At 72.6% G+C, this 16,074-nt stretch carries 13 protein-coding genes and 1 pseudogene; 7 read left to right on the top strand and 7 right to left on the bottom strand.

From position 1 onward, the window contains the following. Window positions 1-68 precede the first annotated feature (68 nt). Genes cofD through ABD289_RS07375 form a run of 3 tightly spaced genes read left to right on the top strand, consistent with a single transcriptional unit; the run spans window position 69 to window position 2,940 of the window. Window positions 69-1,058: a 2-phospho-L-lactate transferase gene (gene cofD / locus ABD289_RS07385; RefSeq protein WP_344128004.1), complete on the top strand. Its 990-nt coding sequence runs from the start codon at window positions 69-71 to the stop codon at window positions 1,056-1,058. After that, window positions 1,055-2,398, top strand: coding sequence for a coenzyme F420-0:L-glutamate ligase (locus ABD289_RS07380; protein WP_344128002.1), 1,344 nt, complete (start codon window positions 1,055-1,057; stop codon window positions 2,396-2,398). Before cofD ends, ABD289_RS07380 begins: the two co-directional genes overlap by 4 nt. Next, the gene (locus ABD289_RS07375; protein WP_425564595.1) at window positions 2,395-2,940 is read left to right on the top strand and encodes an NUDIX hydrolase; all 546 of its coding nucleotides are present in this window, start codon (window positions 2,395-2,397) and stop codon (window positions 2,938-2,940) included. Before ABD289_RS07380 ends, ABD289_RS07375 begins: the two co-directional genes overlap by 4 nt. A 212-nt stretch (window positions 2,941-3,152) precedes the next feature. On the opposite strand, the gene ABD289_RS07370 is transcribed toward ABD289_RS07375, so the two are convergent. Together ABD289_RS07370 and manB are read right to left on the bottom strand one after the other, a co-directional pair. Further along, entirely contained in the window at window positions 3,153-4,058 is a 906-nt protein-coding gene (locus ABD289_RS07370; protein ID WP_344128000.1) for a DNA-3-methyladenine glycosylase family protein, read from the bottom strand. Window positions 4,059-4,063: 5 nt separating this feature from the next. Beyond that, entirely contained in the window at window positions 4,064-5,161 is a 1,098-nt protein-coding gene (gene manB / locus ABD289_RS07365; protein ID WP_344127998.1) for a mannose-1-phosphate guanylyltransferase, read from the bottom strand. A gap of 187 nt (window positions 5,162-5,348) precedes the next feature. Between manB and ABD289_RS07360 the strand changes: the two genes are divergently transcribed. After that, on the top strand, window positions 5,349-5,687 hold the full coding sequence (locus tag ABD289_RS07360; protein ID WP_344128111.1) for a hypothetical protein: 339 nt from the start codon (window positions 5,349-5,351) through the stop codon (window positions 5,685-5,687). A 358-nt stretch (window positions 5,688-6,045) separates the two neighbouring features. Here the strand turns inward: ABD289_RS07360 and ABD289_RS07355 are convergent, their stop codons facing one another. The 3 genes from ABD289_RS07355 to ABD289_RS07345 form a co-directional block, all read right to left on the bottom strand. Further along, window positions 6,046-6,909, bottom strand: a complete 864-nt coding sequence (locus ABD289_RS07355) for a glycosyltransferase family 2 protein (RefSeq protein WP_344127996.1) — start codon at window positions 6,907-6,909, stop codon at window positions 6,046-6,048. Between the two features lie 90 nt (window positions 6,910-6,999). Beyond that, window positions 7,000-8,121 carry a glycosyltransferase family 4 protein gene (locus tag ABD289_RS07350; RefSeq protein ID WP_344128101.1) on the bottom strand — a complete coding sequence of 374 codons (1,122 nt, stop codon included), beginning with the start codon at window positions 8,119-8,121 and terminating at the stop codon, window positions 7,000-7,002. Window positions 8,122-8,196: 75 nt separating this feature from the next. Further along, entirely contained in the window at window positions 8,197-9,300 is a 1,104-nt protein-coding gene (locus ABD289_RS07345; RefSeq protein ID WP_344127994.1) for a glycosyltransferase family 4 protein, read from the bottom strand. Between the two features lie 42 nt (window positions 9,301-9,342). On the opposite strand from ABD289_RS07345, the pseudogene ABD289_RS25325 reads away from it, so the two are divergent. From ABD289_RS25325 to ABD289_RS07330, 3 genes and pseudogenes are all read left to right on the top strand, one after another. Then, window positions 9,343-9,882, top strand: a pseudogene (locus tag ABD289_RS25325) (glycosyltransferase family 2 protein); the annotation flags it as partial. 414 nt (window positions 9,883-10,296) lie between these two features. Further along, complete coding sequence (locus ABD289_RS07335; RefSeq protein ID WP_344128099.1) at window positions 10,297-12,813, top strand: glycosyltransferase; 2,517 nt, start codon at window positions 10,297-10,299, stop codon at window positions 12,811-12,813. Further along, on the top strand, window positions 12,803-13,849 hold the full coding sequence (locus ABD289_RS07330) for a glycosyltransferase family 4 protein (RefSeq protein WP_344127992.1): 1,047 nt from the start codon (window positions 12,803-12,805) through the stop codon (window positions 13,847-13,849). The genes ABD289_RS07335 and ABD289_RS07330 overlap by 11 nt, the downstream gene beginning before the upstream one ends. An 11-nt stretch (window positions 13,850-13,860) precedes the next feature. On the opposite strand, the gene rfbD is transcribed toward ABD289_RS07330, so the two are convergent. Both rfbD and rfbB read right to left on the bottom strand, forming a co-directional pair. After that, window positions 13,861-14,778: a dTDP-4-dehydrorhamnose reductase gene (gene rfbD / locus ABD289_RS07325; protein ID WP_344127990.1), complete on the bottom strand. Its 918-nt coding sequence runs from the start codon at window positions 14,776-14,778 to the stop codon at window positions 13,861-13,863. Then, window positions 14,775-15,767, bottom strand: coding sequence for a dTDP-glucose 4,6-dehydratase (rfbB, locus tag ABD289_RS07320; protein ID WP_344127988.1), 993 nt, complete (start codon window positions 15,765-15,767; stop codon window positions 14,775-14,777). Before rfbB ends, rfbD begins: the two co-directional genes overlap by 4 nt. Window positions 15,768-16,074: the final 307 nt, after the last annotated feature.

Here is a 16,074-nt window from a genome sequence, read left to right as displayed (position 1 = left end):
CACCGCCCCCGCCGACGGCGTTCGGGTTCACATCCTCGTCGCGCCGGGGACGTGCGAGGATCGGAGTCGTGAAGGTCGTAGTTCTGGTCGGCGGAGTCGGCGGTGCGAGGTTCCTGCTCGGAGTCAAAGCAGCGCTGGGGCTACCCGCCATCGGTGAAGCAGAGTCCGAGCACGAGGTCACCGCGGTGGTCAACGTGGGTGACGACGTGTGGATGCACGGGTTGCGGGTCTGCCCGGACCTGGATACCTGCATGTACACCCTCGCCGACGCCATCGACACCGAGAAGGGCTGGGGCCGGGTCGGCGAGACCTGGTCGGCCAAGGAGGAGCTGGCCGCCTACGGCGCCGAGCCCACCTGGTTCGGTCTCGGGGACCGCGACATCGCCACCCACCTGGTGCGCTCGCGGATGCTGCGGGCCGGCTACTCGCTGACCTCGGTGACCGAGGCGCTGTGCGCGCGGTGGAAGCCGGGCGTGCGGCTGCTGCCGGTGACCGACGACCGGGTGGAGACCCACGTCGCCATCGACGACCCGGAGACCGGCGAGGGCCGCGCGGTGCACTTCCAGGAGTGGTGGGTGCGGCACCGGGCCGAGCCGAAGGCGCACGCGATCGCCCCGGTCGGCGCGGACGACGCCAAGGTCAGCCAGGAGACCCGCGACGCCGTCGAGCAGGCCGACGTGGTGCTGGTCGCGCCGTCGAACCCGGTGGTCAGCATCGGCACGCTGCTGGCGGTGCCGGGCTTCCGGGACGCGCTGCGCAGCACCTCGGCACCGGTGGTGGGGCTGTCGCCGATCGTGGGCGGCAAACCGCTGCGCGGGATGGCCGACGCGTGCCTGACCGCGATCGGCGTGGACAGCACGGCCGAGGCCGTCGGCGCGCACTACGGTTCGCGCGAGGACGACGGGATCCTGGACGGCTGGATGGTGCACACCGGCGACGACGCGGAGATCGCGGGCGTCGAGACCCGCGCCGTCCCGCTGCTGATGTCCGATGTGGACGCCACGGCGGCGATGGCGCAGGAGGCGTTCGAGCTGGCTTCGGCGGTGAAGAAGCCATGAGGGATCACGCCGCCACCGCTGGCCTGCAGATATTCCCGGTCACCGGGTTACCCGAGTTCGGCCCGGGTGACGACCTGGCGGCCTCGATCGCCGCCGCCGCTCCGTGGTTGTCCGACGGCGACACCGTCGTGGTCACCAGCAAGGTGTTCTCCAAGACCGAGGGCCGGATGGTGACCGCGCCCAGCGACCCCGAGGAGCGCGACGCGCTGCGCCGCAGGCTGGTGCTCGAGGAGGCGGATCACGTGCTCGCCCGGCGCGGGCGCACGCTGATCACGCAGAACAAGCTGGGCATCGTGCAGGCCGCGTCCGGCGTGGACGCCTCCAACGTGGCGGCCGATCAGATCGCGCTGCTCCCCGAGGACCCCGACGCCTCCGCGCAGCGGTTGCGCGACGGGATCGCGCAGCGGCTCGGCGTGCGGGTCGGCGTCGTGGTCACCGACACGATGGGCAGGACCTGGCGGATGGGCCAGACCGACGTGGCCATCGGCGCGGCGGGTCTGCGCGTGCTGCACCAGTACGCGGGCAGCACCGACGCGCAGGGCAACGAGCTGGCGGTCACCGAGATCGCGGTCGCCGACGAGATCGCCGCGGCTGCGGACCTGGTCAAGGGCAAGCTCGGCGGCGTCCCGGTCGCCGTGGCGCGCGGTTTGACCCCCGTGGAGGACGGTTCGAACGCGCGGACCCTGGTCCGCACCGTCGACGACGACCTGTTCTACCTGGGAACCCGGGAAGCACTGGCCCAGGGCCGCCAGGAGGCGGTGCTGATGCGCCGGTCGATCCGGGAGTTCAGCGGCGAGCCGGTCGACGAGCGGGCGGTGCGGCGCGCGACCGGGGCCGCGCTGACCGCGCCGGCACCGCACCACACCCGCCCGGTTCGCTTCGTCTGGCTGCGCGACCGTCCATTGCGGACCAAGCTGCTGGACGCGATGCGGGCCGCTTGGCTCGAGGACCTCAAGGCCGACGGCATGTCCTCGGAGGCCGCCCAGCGGCGGGTGACCCGCGGGAACCTGCTGTACGACGCGCCGGAGGTCGTGCTGCCGTTCCTGGTGCGCGCGGGCGCGCACGACTACCCGGACGAAGCGCGCAGCGATGCCGAGCGGCGGATGTTCACCGTCGCGGGCGGTGCCGCCGTGCAGGGTCTGCTGGTGTCGCTGGCCGCCGAGGAACTCGGTTCGTGCTGGGTGTCCTCGACGATGTTCTGCCCGGACGTGGTGCGTTCGGCGCTGGACCTGCCGCAGGACTGGGAACCCCTGGGCGCGGTGGCCATCGGCCACCCGGCCGAGCCCGCGAGCGGGCCGCGGCCTCCCCGGGACCTCGACGGCGGATTGGTCGAGTTGTGAACGGACCGCGCGCCGATGCCCGGCGGGTGCTGGACGGTTGGCGCCCGGCCGACCCGCAGCAGGAGGCCCTGCGCCAATCCTTCCTGACGCTGCTGGACGCCCGCACCGACGCGTGCCTTCGCGAGTGCGCGCCCGGTCACGTGACCTCCTCGGCGGTGCTGCTCGACGCGACCGGTGAGAACGTGCTGCTCACGCTGCATCCCCGCGTGGGCAGGTGGCTCCAGCTCGGTGGTCACTGCGAGCCGGGGGACGCGACGCTGGCCGGTGCGGCGCTGCGCGAGGCGACCGAGGAGTCCGGCATGACCGGGCTGGTCGTCGATCCGGAACCGGTGCACCTCGACGTCCACCCGATCACGTGCTCGCTGGGCGAGCCCACCCGGCACTTCGACGTTCGGTTCATCGTCCGCGCACCGACCGGTGCGGAACCGGTGCGCAGCGACGAGTCGCTGGACCTGCGCTGGTGGCCGGTCGTGCGTCCGCCCGCGAACACCGATCTCGGTCCGCTGCTGACCGCGGCGGGGGCCGGAGCCGCGCGGGGCTAGGAGCCGTTTTTGAGTGCGGCGGCAGCCGCTGCTTCAGGTGCAGGACTCAGCTCGCACCGCCGCAGGTTCTGGCCGACTTCGCGGCGAGTGCGCCGGGAAGCCGTGCATCGGCACACATCAGGAGCGGCGCGCGGAGCCGCGGAGCCGACCAGGTTCTGCTACCCGCCCCGCCGAGCAGAACACTTCCCAAGCACGCTCTAGGAGCCGTTCGCCTAGAAGGCCCGGTAGTCGCGGGCAGGCAAGCGCGGGCCGTACCGCGGGCGTCGCACACCCGCGGCGGACAGGTAGCGGACCGCGCGGTGGCGGTGACCGGCGTAGGGCGCCAGGGCTTCGAGCATCTCCGCGTCGTCGGCCGGGCGGCCGAGCAGCGCGGTGCCCACGATGGTCGGCAGGTGGTAGTCGCCGACGCTGACCGCGTCCGGATCACCCCAGGCGCGCTGGGCCACCTCGGCGGCCGTCCAGGGGCCGATCCCGGGGATCTTGCACAGGAGCTCGCGACCCTGCTCGCCACCGAGCCGCACCGCGCGTTCCAGGCTGCTCGCCCGCGAGGCAGCGGCGATGAGCGTGCGGCGCCGGGCGCCGTCGATGCCCGCCTCGTGCCACTCCCAATCCCGGATCTCGCGGACCCGCTGCGGGTCAGGCGCGGTCCAGAGGTGCTCCACGGGACCCGGGGCGGGCGCACCGAAGCGGCGGCAGAGCTCTCGCCAGGAGCGCCAGGCCTCGCGGTTGGTGACCTTCTGCTCCAGGATCGCGGCGACCAGCACGTCCCACACGCGACCCGTCGCGCACAGTCGAACCCCGTGCGAGGCGCGGCGGCCGCGATCGATGACGTCGTGGGCGGGCACGAAACCGGTGTCGTCGTCGGCGGCGCCGAGCAGCTCCGGGACGCGTTCGAGCAGCACCGCCGCGCCCGGTCCCCAGGCCTCGGCGCGCACCTCGGCGTTCCCGGCGGTCAGCCGCAGCGTCGCCGGGCCGTCGGCGGTGGTGCTGGCCCACCACATCTCGTTCGCCGCAACCCGGGTGGTGGGGTCGCCGGATCCGCGCCGCAGCGGTGCGAGCACCCGCACCAGGTCCAGCGGATAGGGCGGTCGCCAGTCTCGAACTAGAGGTTGGTCCATGCGCGTCAACTCGCCGAGAACCGTACTCCGTTCGGCGGTAGATCGACTTCCGGCCACACCCGGACGCCGTCGAGGAGCTCGCAGCACCCGCCGACGTGGGCGCCGTCGCCGATCACCGCTCCGGACAGCACCGCGTCCTCCCCGATCACCGCGCCTGCGCCGACCACGGACCGCTCCACCACCGCGCCCGGGCCGATCCGCACGCCTTCGAACAGCACCGATCCGGACACCTTCGCCCCGGATTCCACGACGCTGCCCGCGCCGATGGTGCTGCCGCCGGTGACCTCCGCCCCCTCGGCGATCTCGGCGTCGCCGAGCACCAGCGCCCGCCCGGTCGGGCCGGGCAGCGCGCCGGACGGGGCGTTGCCGAGCACCAGATCGGCACTGCCGCGCACGAACGCCGCGGGCGTGCCCATGTCGAGCCAGTACGAGCTGTCCACGTGCCCCTGCACGCGCGCCCCGGCAGCCAGCAGGCCCGGGAAGGTTTCCCGCTCCACCGACACCGGCCGGTCGGCCGGGATCGACTCGATCACCTCGCGGCGGAAGACGTAGCAACCGGCGTTGATCTGGTTCACCGGCGGGGCGTCGGTCTTCTCCAGGAACGCGGTGACCCGCCCGTCGGCGTCGGTGGGCACGCAACCGAACCGGTGCGGCTCGTCGACCTCGACCAGGTGCAGCGTCACGTCGGCGGCGCTGGAACGGTGCTCGTCGAGCAGGCCCTGCAGGTCCACCCCGGAGAGGATGTCGCCGTTGAACACCACGACGTCGTCGCAACTGAGCCGGTCGGCGACGTTGCGGATCGCTCCCGCGGTGTCGAGCGGCTCGGACTCGACCACGTACTCGATGTGCAGCCCGAGGTCGGCTCCGTCACCGAAGTGCTCCTCGAACACCTCCGCCTTGTAGGAGGTCCCGAGCACGACGTGCTCGATACCAATCGCCCGGATCCGCGAGAGCAGATGACGCAGGAACGGGACCCCTGCCGTCGGCAGCATCGGTTTGGGCGCCGACAGGGTGAGCGGCCGGAGCCGGACGCCCTGACCGCCCACCAGCACGACGGCTTCCGCTTTGGGAGGCGCGGCCGGTTCCTGCGTATCAGCGGTCATGTGACGTCGTCCTCCTCTAACCCGGTGCACTTCGATGACGAGACCCCATTGGGGGGAATACTCTGGCAGTGGCAACGGCATAATGACATCGGGCCGGACATCGATAGCCGTACCCGGCTCAACGCCACACCCGAATCCGGCCCGGGGGCCGCGAGCCACCGACTGCGAACGACTGAGAGGCATCCACATGGACCCGCGCCTCCGAGCCGACGAAGCACTTGCTAACGCGCGGGCGCGTGGGGCGTTCGTCGTCACACCGGACAACGCCACCTCGCCTATGGACGCGGACAACACGGTCCGGATCCCGCGCGAGATCGTCGAGCAAGTCGACGACGAAACCACGCAGACGTTGCCGACCCCGGGCCAGGCGATACCTCAGCCACCGGAGTGGCCGACCCCGCAAGACGCGCAGGGATGGCCGACCGAGGACTTCCAGCAGCCGCTACCGCCCAATCCGTACCCGGATCACCGCCCAGCCAACGAGCCCGGCCCGATCGGCTCCCAGCAGCCGTTCTCCTGGTACTAGGCCCGCCGCGAAGCGGTGCGGGGAGGACCCAACCCGCACCGCAAGAGATTTCGCAGCACCCCGAGCCCTCCCCGGACCAACCGCAGCGGCAAAGCCGCAAGCCGGATCCCCACCCGAGCAACCCGCACCGCCGCAGGTTCTCAGCGACCCGCCCGGCGAGGGAGGGCAACCGCCGGACCCAGCGCAAGCGGCGAAGCCGCGAGCCGAAACCCCACCCGAGCAACCCGCACCGCCGCGGGTTCTCAGCGGCCCGCTGGCGAGGACAGCCGCGACGCCGCGTAGGGCCGCTACTCAAGGAGCGGATCCCAGCCAGCGGGCCGCTGAGGTTCCGCCACCCACACCGCCACGCAGCGCAGCGCTAGCGGCGGCTCTGCAGGCGGGCCCGAGCGGTTAGTCCGACGCGCAGCGCGATCCGCAGCGGAGCCCACTTGATGCCGCGGTAGCGATCGGCCAGGTAGCGGTAGGCGCTGCGGTGGTGCTCGGTGAGCATCCACTTGGGCGCCTGGGCGGTCGAGTGCCCGCCGATGTGCATGACCCGCGCGCCGGGCACGTAGACGTTGAGCCATCCCGTCCTGGCGAGCCGATCGCCGAGGTCGACGTCCTCGAAGTACATGAAGTAGCGGGGATCGAAGCCGTTGATCGAATCCCACGCCTCGCGCCGCAGCAGCAGGCAGGATCCGGACAGCCAGCCCGCGGTGCGCTCGGTGATCGCCGCCTCGGACTGGCGGTAGGCGCGGGTGAACGGGTTGGTCGGCCAGATCTTGCAGAGCAGCGCGTGCCCGATGCCGCGGCCGATGGACGGCAGCAGCCGGGCGGACGGGTAGACCTCACCCGTCGGCTCGGTGATCAGCGGCCCGAACGCGCCACCGCGCGGCCAGCGCTTCGCGGCGTCGAGGAGTTCGTCGAGGCTGCCCGCGCCCCACTCCAGGTCCGGATTGGCGATCACGACCCAGCCGTACTGGTCCCCCAGCTCGGCCACGCCCCGATTCGCGCCACCGCCGTAGCCGAGGTTGCCGCCGGTGGGCGCGTGCACGATGTGGGCGTGCTCGGCGGCGGCCCGTTCCGGCGCCCCGTCCGTCGAGCCGTTGTCCGCGAGGATCACCCGGACCGGCCGCTGCGTGGCCTCGTCCAGGGTCTCGATGAATCGCCGCAGCGTCTCACCCGGCGAAAAGGTCACGGTGACGACGGCGAGCTCGTCGCCGTAGGAGCGCGTGTCTGTCACGCCAGCACATTCTGCCGAACACCGCGCCACGCACCGGAACCGGTCTCCACCGGCCGGCGCCCCGGGAACCGGCGGACTCCGGTCGGGTCGTCAGCGGTGCGCGTGCTGGGCGCGGGCGTAGGCCTCGCGGTGCTGGGTTGCGCAGGAATCCCAGCTGAACTCCTTGGCCCGCAGCTGCGCGGCGGCGGCCAGCGCCGAGCGGCGGGCGGGGTCGTCGAGCAGGCCGTGCAGTCCCCTGGCGATGCCCGCGGGATGGATGCCGTCGTAGGCGACGGCGTCGCCGCCGACCTCGGGAAGGCTCAACTGCCTCGTGGTCAGGACCGCGGCACCGCAAGCCATGGCCTCCAGTACCGGTAGGCCGAAGCCCTCGCCGATGCTGGGGTAGGCCACCACCCGAGCGCCGCCGAGGAAGCCCGCGAGCTGGTCGAAGGGCAGGTAGCCCGCGCGGATCACCCGGATCTTGTGCGGGACCTCGTGCAGCGCGCGCTCCACCCGGGTGTCCCAGCCGGGCTGCCCGGCGAGCACCAGTGCCGGGTCGTCGTCGCGGTCGCGACAGGCCAGGGTGAAGCCGCGGATGAGCGCGGGCACGTTCTTGCGCGGTTCGAGCGCGCCGAGGAAAGCCACGTAGGGCTGGTCGAACAGCGCGAGCCGGTCGCGCACCGCGCGGATCTCCTCGGGCGCCGGCGGATGGAACCGGTCGGGGTCGACACCGTGGTAGGCCACCGCGATCCGCGCGGGGTCCGCGCCCGCGGCGGCGGTGAGCTCGCCCGCGGTCGCCCTGCTGGGCGCGATGCACAACTCGGCGCGGCGCAGTGCAGCACGGGTCCAGGCGCGGAAGAAGCGGGCCTTGACCGGGTTGTGCACGCCGGGGTTGGTGAAGAACGTGGCGTCGTGCAGCGTCACCACCGAAGCGGCCGGGTTGGCCAGCGGCGTGGTGTAGTGCGGCGAGTGCAGCACGTCGATGCCCAGCCGCTTGATCAGCCGGGGCAGCGTGATCTGCTCCCAGGACAGCCGCGCGGTCCTGGTCGCGACGGCCTCGGGCACCGGGATGACGCCGCTGCCGGGGGCGATGCGCGCGTAGAGCGCGGCGTCGCGGGGCTGGCAGACCACCGAGAGCCGGGTGCCGTCCGCGTCGAGGGCGGCCACCAGCGAATCGACGTACCTGCCCACGCCGCCCCGGTCCGCCGGTACTGCGGTGGCGTCGATCAGGATGTGGGGATCGGCTCTGCGCACCAGTGCAGAGTAGTGCGCTCGCTGACCGTTTCGTGGCTTTTTGCGAAAACGGGGTCATCCCGATCGCGCGGCCAGCTCGAGGTGCACCGACCAGACCTCGCGGGCGGTGCGCTCCCAGCTGAACTCCCGCGCACGCCGACTGCCCGCCTCCCGCAGCGCGTCGCGGCGCCCGATGTCATCCACCGCGGTGCGCAGCGCGGTGGCCAGCGCGCGCGGGTCGGCGCGGGGCACCTGCAGCCCGGCTCCCGCTGCGACCTCGACCAGCGCGGGCGCGTCGGAGTGCACCACGGGGATCCCCGCCGCCATGCCTTCCAGCAGCGGCAGGCCGAAGCCCTCGGCGAGGCTGGGCACGGCCAGCGCGCTCGCCCCGCGCAGCACCGCTCCGAGCTGCCGATCGGTCAGCCCGGACAGCATCCGGAGTCGCGTTCCGCACTCCTCGGCGAGCCGCGGCAGGTCGAGACCGCCCCAGCCGGGCCGGCCGACGATCACCAGCGACGCCTCCGGGGCGTGCTGCTCGGCCATCGCGCGGACGAGGTGGTCGAAGCCCTTCCTCGGCTCGACCGTCCCGATCGCCAGGACATATCGCTCGGGCAGCACCGCCGGCAGCAGCTCCGGGGCGGCTCGGTGATCCGTCGCGAGGTCCGGGCCGACGCCCTCGCCGATCGTGCTGATCGGGGCGGTCCCTCCGATGCGGCGGGTGAGGTCGGTGGCCACGGCACGGGTGGGCACGACCAGGGCGTCGGCGGTGCGGGCCGCTCGGGCGATGGCGCGCCGGTGCCAGCCCACGCCGCGCGGGGTGAGGGTTTCCGGGTGGGTCCACGGGACCGTGTCGTGCACGGTGACCACCAGGTTGCGCCCGCGACGAGCGGGCGGGGCCAGCGGGGTCATGGCGTGCACCGCGTCGCCACCCGGCCAGGGCGGCAGGCCGCGTTCCCAGGCGGCGATGAGCGCCCGGCGGGGCAACGGCAGCACGCGCGGGCCGTCGACCCCGGGAACTCGGGCGCGGCCGGGGTCGCCGCTGCGGCTGACGACGCTGCGGACCGCCCAACCGTCGGGGGCGGTGGCGGCCAGGGCCCGGAGGAGCTCGCGGGTGTAGCGGCCGGTGCCGCCCGGCACCGGGGCCAGCAACTGCTCGGCGATGGCAACCAGCTCGGGCACCCGAACAGCTTCGCACGCCACCGCCCTATAGCGTGGCGCGTCGTGACGAACGAGCCGCGGAGCACGGTGCTCGTGGTGACCTGGCGGGGCAGCGGGCACCTGGGCGCCTGCCTGGACGCGCTCGCCGCGCAGGATCGTGCGCACCGACTCCTCGTGGTGGACAACGCCTCCGACGACGGCACCGCCGAGCTGCTCGCGCGGCGCCCCGTCGACGTGCTGCGGCTGCCGCGCAACCGCGGTTACGCGGGCGGGATCGCCGCGGCGCTGCCGCGCGTCGAGACCCCGTACCTGGCCTGGCTCAACGACGACGCGGCACCGGAACCGGGCTGGCTCGCCGAGCTCGAGGCAGCGCTGGACGAGGGCGCGGCCGCGGCGAGCTCGGTGCTGCGCGCCCCGGACGGCCGGGTGCAGTCGACCGGGGTGCGGCTGACCGCCGACGGGCACGGCGCCGACGCCACCGGCGGGGCGAACTTCGGCTTCTGCGGCGGCGCGGCGCTGCTGCGCACCGACGCGCTGCGCGATGTGGGCGGGGTGCCGTCGCGGTTCTTCTGCTACTACGAGGACACCGACACCGCGTGGCGCCTGCGGCTGGCGGGTCTCGACGTGGTGCAGACCTCGGCCACGGTCGCTCACCTGCACGGCGCCAGCAGCAGGCCCGGCTCGCCGCGCTTCCACCGCTGGAACGAGCGCAACCGCCTGCTCGCGCTGCTGCGCTGCGCCCCGTGCGGGGTCGCGGTGCGAGAACTGGCCCGCTTCGCGGCGATCACCGCGGTGCTGCCGCTGAGGCGGTTGGACGCGCCGGGGGCGAACTTCCGCGTGCCGCTGCGCCTGCGGGTCCTCGTCGAGGTCGCCGCGCTGCTGCCGGAAACCCTGCGGGCCAGGCGCCGGATCGGCCGCGCGGCGCGGGTTTCCCGCCGAGACGTCTGGCGCGCTGGGCCGGTCGCTGACCGCTCGCCGCGGCCGATTTGCCCGATCCCCCGTCGCGACGATCGGGCGATGAGGCAGGCTTGGGTCGTGGTCGCAACCAATCTGCCCGTCGTGTCGGTGATCCTGGTCAACTACCGAGGAGCCGAGGACACCCTCACCTGCCTGCGCGCATTGCGCGAGGAACTCGACTACCCGGCCGACCGGATGGAGGTGATCTGCGTCGACAACGCCTCCGGCGACGGTTCGGCCGATCGCCTGCGGCGGGCCGCGCCGTGGGCGCGGTTGATCGAATCCGAGTCCAACCTGGGGTTCGCGGGTGGTTGCAACCTCGCCGCTCGGGAGGCCACCGGGCAGGTGCTGGCGCTGCTCAACAACGACGCCCGCCCGGACCGCTCGTGGGTGCGGGCCGCGGTCGAGGTGCTGCGCGCCGAACCGACCGTGGGCGCGGTGGCCAGCAAGGTCCTGGACTGGGAAGGCGAGCACATCGACTTCGTCGATGGCGGGCTGACCTGGTTCGGCATGGGCTACAAGCGCCACGCGGGCCAGGTCGACGACGGGTCGCACGACGCGCCGCGCGACGTGCTGTTCGGAACCGGGTCCGCGCTGTTCGTGCGCACCGACCTGTTCACCGCGCTGGGCGGTTTCGACGAGCGGTTCTTCATGTTCTACGAGGACGTGGACCTGGGCTGGCGGTTGAACCTGCGCGGATGGCGGGTCCGCTACGAACCCCGCTCGTTGACCTATCACCGCCATCACTCCTCGATGTCCGGCATCGCCGGTTCGCGCGAGCACTACCTGCTCGAGCGCAACGCGCTGGCCGCGCTGTACAAGAACGTCTCCGACGAGACGCTGGCCAAGGCGCTGCCCGCGGCGATGGGCCTGGCGGTTCGGCGGGCCACCGCGCGCGGCGAGATCGACCCCGCTCAGCTGGAGATCACCCGGCGCGGCGAGGTCGAGGACGACTCGCCGGTGCCGATCGATCGCTCCGCGCTCGCCGGGATGCTGGCCATCGACCAGTTCGTCGAGCTGCTGCCTTCGCTGAAGGAGTCCCGCGAGCAGGAGCAGCAGGCGCGGGTGCGCACCGACGCCGATCTCGTGCCGCTGATGCGCAAGGCGATGGAACCGGCCTATCCGCTCCCGCGCTACCTCGCCGCGCACGACGCCCTGGTGGAGGCGTTCGATCTGCACGAGGTCTTCGGCCGTCCGCGCAAGGTCGTGGTGATCACCGGTGATGCCGTCACCGCGCGGATGGCCGGGCCCGCGATCCGCGCGTGGCACATGTCCGAGGTGCTCTCCACCGAGCACGACGTGCGGCTGGTCAGCGTCAACGACCGGGTCGACCCGCCGGACTCGGCTTTCGACGTGGTCGCGGCGACCCGCCGGGAACTGGGCGGGCACGTCGACTGGGCCGACATCGTGGTGCTGCAGGGGCACGTGCTGGAGATGGTGCCCGCGCTCAAGCGGGTGGACTCGACCAAGATCGTGGTCTGCGACATCTACGATCCGATGCACCTCGAACTGCTGGAGCAGGGCCGCGACACCGATGACGAACGGCGCGCGAAGGACCTGACCGGCGTCACCGAGGTGCTCAACTCCCAGCTGCAGCGCGGTGACTTCTTCCTGTGCGCCTCCGAACGCCAGCGCCACTTCTGGCTCGGTCACCTCGCTTCGCTGGGCAGGCTGACCCCGGGGCTCTACGACAGCGACCCGACCGTGCGGTCGTTGCTCTCGGTGGTGCCGTTCGGGTTGTCCTCGGTGGCGCCGCAGCGCACCGCCCCGGCGATCAAGGGCACCCGCTCCGGGATCTCCGCCGGGGACAAGGTGATCCTGTGGGCCGGTGGGGTCTACAGCTGGTTCGACCCGCTGACGCTGCTGCACGCCGTGCACCGGTTGTCCGCCGAGCACAGCGACATCCGGCTGTTCTTCCTGGGCATGAAGCACCCCAACCCGGACGTGCCGGAGATGGTGATGGCCGGGCAGACCCGTGCGCTGGCGAACCGGCTCGGGCTGACCGACAAGTTCGCCTTCTTCAACGAGACCTGGGTGCCCTACGGCGAGCGCCAGAACTACCTCTTGGACGCCGACTGCGGCGTGACCAGCCATTTCGAGCACGTCGAGACGACTTTCGCGTTCCGCACGCGGGTGCTGGACTACCTCTGGTCGGGACTGCCGGTGGTCACCACCGATGGCGACTCGTTCGCTGACCTGGTGCGCAGCGAGGGCATCGGTGTCGTGGTCCCGCCCGAAGATCCCGAGGCCTTGGCCGCCGCGCTGGAGAAGGTGCTCTACGACGAGGACTTCGCCGCCGAGTGCAGGCGCCGCATCGAGCCGGTTCGCGAACGCTTCACGTGGGAATCGGTGCTGGCTCCGCTGACCGAGTTCTGCCGCGACCCGCGACCGGCGGCCGATCGGCTGTCGGCTTCGGCGCCGCTGTCGCGCACGCCGCGGCCCGGCGCGGGCGAAACCGTGCGGCGGGACCTGGCGCTGCTGCGCGAGTATCTCGACGCGGGCGGTCCGGTTGAGGTCGCCAAGCGCGCGACCGGCCGGCTGCGCCGGCTCGCCGGGGAACGACTTCGTGGCCGCTGAGCCGCGCGTCCTGCTCGACGGCACGCCGCTGCTGGGGGCGCGCACCGGGATCGGCCGCTACACCGCGTCCCTGGCCGATCGGCTCGCGTCCGATGTGGACCTGCGGCTGATCGGGTTCTCCGCCCGCGGTGCGCGGCGCCTGCGCGCGCTCGCGCCCCGGGGCGCCCGCGCGGTGGGCCCGCCCGTCCCGGCCCGCGCGCTGCGGAAGGCGTGGCTGCGCGGGCGGTTTCCCCCAGTGGAGCTGCTGGGCGGTTCCGCCGACGTGGTGCACGGGACGAACTTCGTGCTGCCGCCGTCGCGCGCTGCCGGTGTGCTGACGGTGCACGACCTGGCCTTCCTCGACGACGCCCGGCTGGCCGAACCGGAGCTGCCCGCGCTGGTGCGGGCTTCGGCCCGGCGGGCGCGGGTGGTGTGCACACCGACGGCGGCGGTGGCCGATCAGGTCGCTGCGCGGCTGGAGGTCGAGCGGGAGCGGATCGTCGTGACACCGCTCGGGGTGGACCCGGAATGGTTCACCGCGGCTCCGCTGGATGCCGCGGGACGCGCGCGGTGCGGAATCCCGCCGGAGTACCTGCTCTTCGTCGGTGATGCGGGAGACCGCAAAGGCCTGCCGAGCCTGCTGGCCGCGCACGATCCCGCGCTGCCACCGCTGGTCCTGGCCGGTCCCGGCAGACCGGGGGACTCCGATGGCGTGCTGCGCACCGGCTACCTTCCGGACGCCGAGCTGCGCCGCCTGGTCGCCGGCGCGAGCGCCCTCGTGCTGCCCTCCCGCGACGAAGGCTTCGGGCTTCCCGTCCTGGAAGCGCTGGCCTGCGGAGTCCCGGTGGTCTGCTCCGATCTCGCGGCGCTGCGCGAGGTCGCCGGTGACCAGGCGATCTTCGCACCTTCCGGAGATCCGGACGGATTGCGCGCGGCGCTGCACGAAGCCCTCGGCACGCCACCGGATCCGGCGGCCGGGCGGTCCCGGGCCGCGACCTTCACGTGGGAAGCCTGCGCGGCGTCCACGCTGACCGCGTACCACCGGGCCACCGGCTGACCGCGAGTTCGTCAGCCGCTCGCGAAGGCCTCGCCGTCGGATTCGAAGGCGCCGCGGAGGGCTTCCCGCCACGGTCGCAGCGGCGTCAGCCCCGCCTCGGCCCAGGCATCGCCGGAGAGCACCGAGTAGGCCGGGCGAGGTGTCGCGACCGGGTATTCCTCCGTGGTGCACGGATCGACCCGCTCCGGGTCCAGGCCGAGTTCGGTGAACACGGCGCGGGCGAACTCGAACCACGTGGTCGTGCCCGCGTTGGTGCAGTGCAGGATCCGGCGCTTCGGGCCGGAACCTGCGGCCACGCGTTCGGCGAGCTGCAGGAGTCCGCGAGCGAGGTCGGCCGCCCAGGTCGGCGACCCGAACTGGTCGTCGACGACCTTCAGCCTGTCCCGCTGGGCGGCCACCCGGGCCATGGTCTTCACGAAGTTGCCGCCATGGGCCCCGTAGACCCAGGCGGTGCGCACCACCCAGGCGCGAGCACCGGAGTCCAGCACTGCGTTCTCGCCGTCGAGCTTGGTCCGGCCGTAGGCGGTTCGCGGATCGGGCTCGTCCGCAGGCTGGTAGGGCCGGGAACCGTCGCCGCGGAAGACGTAGTCGGTGGAGACGTGCAGCAGCGGGAGACCGGCCGCGGCGCACGCCTTGGCGAGCGTTCCCGGGCCCGCGGCGTTGATCCGGGCGGCCGTTTCCGGATCGGATTCGGCGGCGTCCACGGCGGTGTAGGCGGCCGCGTTGATCACCACCGGGCGCAGGTCGGCGTCCTGCGCGGCTTCGGCGAACGAGTCCACCGCGTCGTGCACCGCGCCGGCGTCGGTGATGTCCAGCTCGGAGGATCCGGGAGCGTGCACCAGCGCCCCGGGGGCGGCCTCGAGCAGCGCCGCCAGTTCGGAGCCGACCTGCCCGCGCCCGCCGGGCACGAGCACGGCCAGCCGGGTCACCGGGCCACCGCCGCGCGCTCCTTGAGCGGCTCCCACCAGGACCGGTTCTCCCGGTACCAGCGCACCGTCTCGCGCAGCCCGGTCGTGAAGTCGACCGCAGGTTCGTAGCCGAGCTGGGTGACGATCTTGTTGTGGTCCACCGAGTAGCGGCGGTCGTGGCCCTTGCGGTCGGTGACGTGCTCGATCATCTCGCGCCCCGCGCCGAACTCGGCCAGCAGGCGTTCGGTGAGCTCGGCGTTGGTCAGCTCGGTGCCGCCGCCGATGTTGTAGATCTCGCCGGCCAGGCCGGCCTCCGCGACCAGCTGGATACCGCGGCAGTGGTCGTCGACGTGCAGCCAGTCGCGCACGTTCATCCCGTCGCCGTAGAGCGGCACCGGCTTGCCGTCCATCAGATTCGTGATGAACAGCGGCAGCACCTTCTCCGGGAACTGGTACGGCCCGTAGTTGTTCGAGCAGCGGGTGATGCACACCGGTAGCCCGTGCGTGCGGTAGTAGGCGCGGGCCAGCATGTCCGACCCCGCCTTGGCCGCCGAGTACGGCGAGTTCGGCTCCAGCGCGTGCTCCTCCGGCCAGGAGCCGGACTCGATCGAGCCGTAGACCTCGTCGGTGGACACGTGCACGAACTTGCCGACCCCGTTCTCGGCGGCGGCCTGCAGCAGCGCGTTGGTTCCCACCACGTTGGTGGTCACGAAGGCGTCCGAGCCGTTGATCGAGCGGTCCACGTGGGTCTCGGCGGCGAAGTGCAGAACGACGTCGATGCCGCGCAGCAGGCCGGTGACCAGCTCGCGGTCGCAGATGTCGCCGCGGACGAACTTCAACCGCGGGTCCTCGGCGACCGGCGCCAGGTTCGCCTCGTTGCCCGCGTAGGTCAACTTGTCAAGCACGATCACCTCGGCGACTTCGGCGAAGGCCGGGTAGGCGCCGCCGAGCAGTTGCCGAACGTAGTGCGAGCCGATGAACCCGGCTCCGCCGGTGACCAGAATGCGCATGCCGCCTCTTCCTCGTGGTTCACAGCCGACCGCTACCGGGTCCGCGTGCGCAGTCTGACATGGGCGTGCCCGCCCCGACCCGGCTCCCGTACTACTCACAGTTATCCCATTGCGTGTCGTCCGTATGAGTGAAATCACCCACTACAGAGGGAGGTGAATCGGTTCCTTACGATCACGGTTAGCCTGCCGCATACAGCCGAGCTGATTCACTCGTTAGTGGCGTAAGGCTCGACCCGCAGGCCAAGGAGGATTCGGCGTGGAGGACCGACCGAGGCGGTCCGGGAGCCCTGCCGGGCGCCCCGAAAAA

Source organism: Saccharopolyspora halophila (assembly GCF_039531955.1).
Taxonomy (GTDB): domain Bacteria; phylum Actinomycetota; class Actinomycetes; order Mycobacteriales; family Pseudonocardiaceae; genus Saccharopolyspora; species Saccharopolyspora halophila.
Note: the sequence above shows the minus strand (reverse complement) of the source record. Positions and strands in the feature narration are given on the sequence as shown.

Excerpts from the sequence above, each read along its gene's own strand:
- ABD289_RS07380 (WP_344128002.1), top strand. The coding sequence starts at position 1,055 with ATGAGGGATCACGCCGCCACCGCTGGCCTGCAGATATTCCCGGTCACC.
- ABD289_RS07370 (WP_344128000.1), bottom strand. The coding sequence starts at position 4,058 with ATGGACCAACCTCTAGTTCGAGACTGGCGACCGCCCTATCCGCTGGAC.
- manB (WP_344127998.1), bottom strand. The coding sequence starts at position 5,161 with ATGACCGCTGATACGCAGGAACCGGCCGCGCCTCCCAAAGCGGAAGCC.
- ABD289_RS07360 (WP_344128111.1), top strand. The coding sequence starts at position 5,349 with ATGGACCCGCGCCTCCGAGCCGACGAAGCACTTGCTAACGCGCGGGCG.
- ABD289_RS07335 (WP_344128099.1), top strand. The coding sequence starts at position 10,297 with ATGAGGCAGGCTTGGGTCGTGGTCGCAACCAATCTGCCCGTCGTGTCG.
- rfbB (WP_344127988.1), bottom strand. The coding sequence starts at position 15,767 with ATGCGCATTCTGGTCACCGGCGGAGCCGGGTTCATCGGCTCGCACTAC.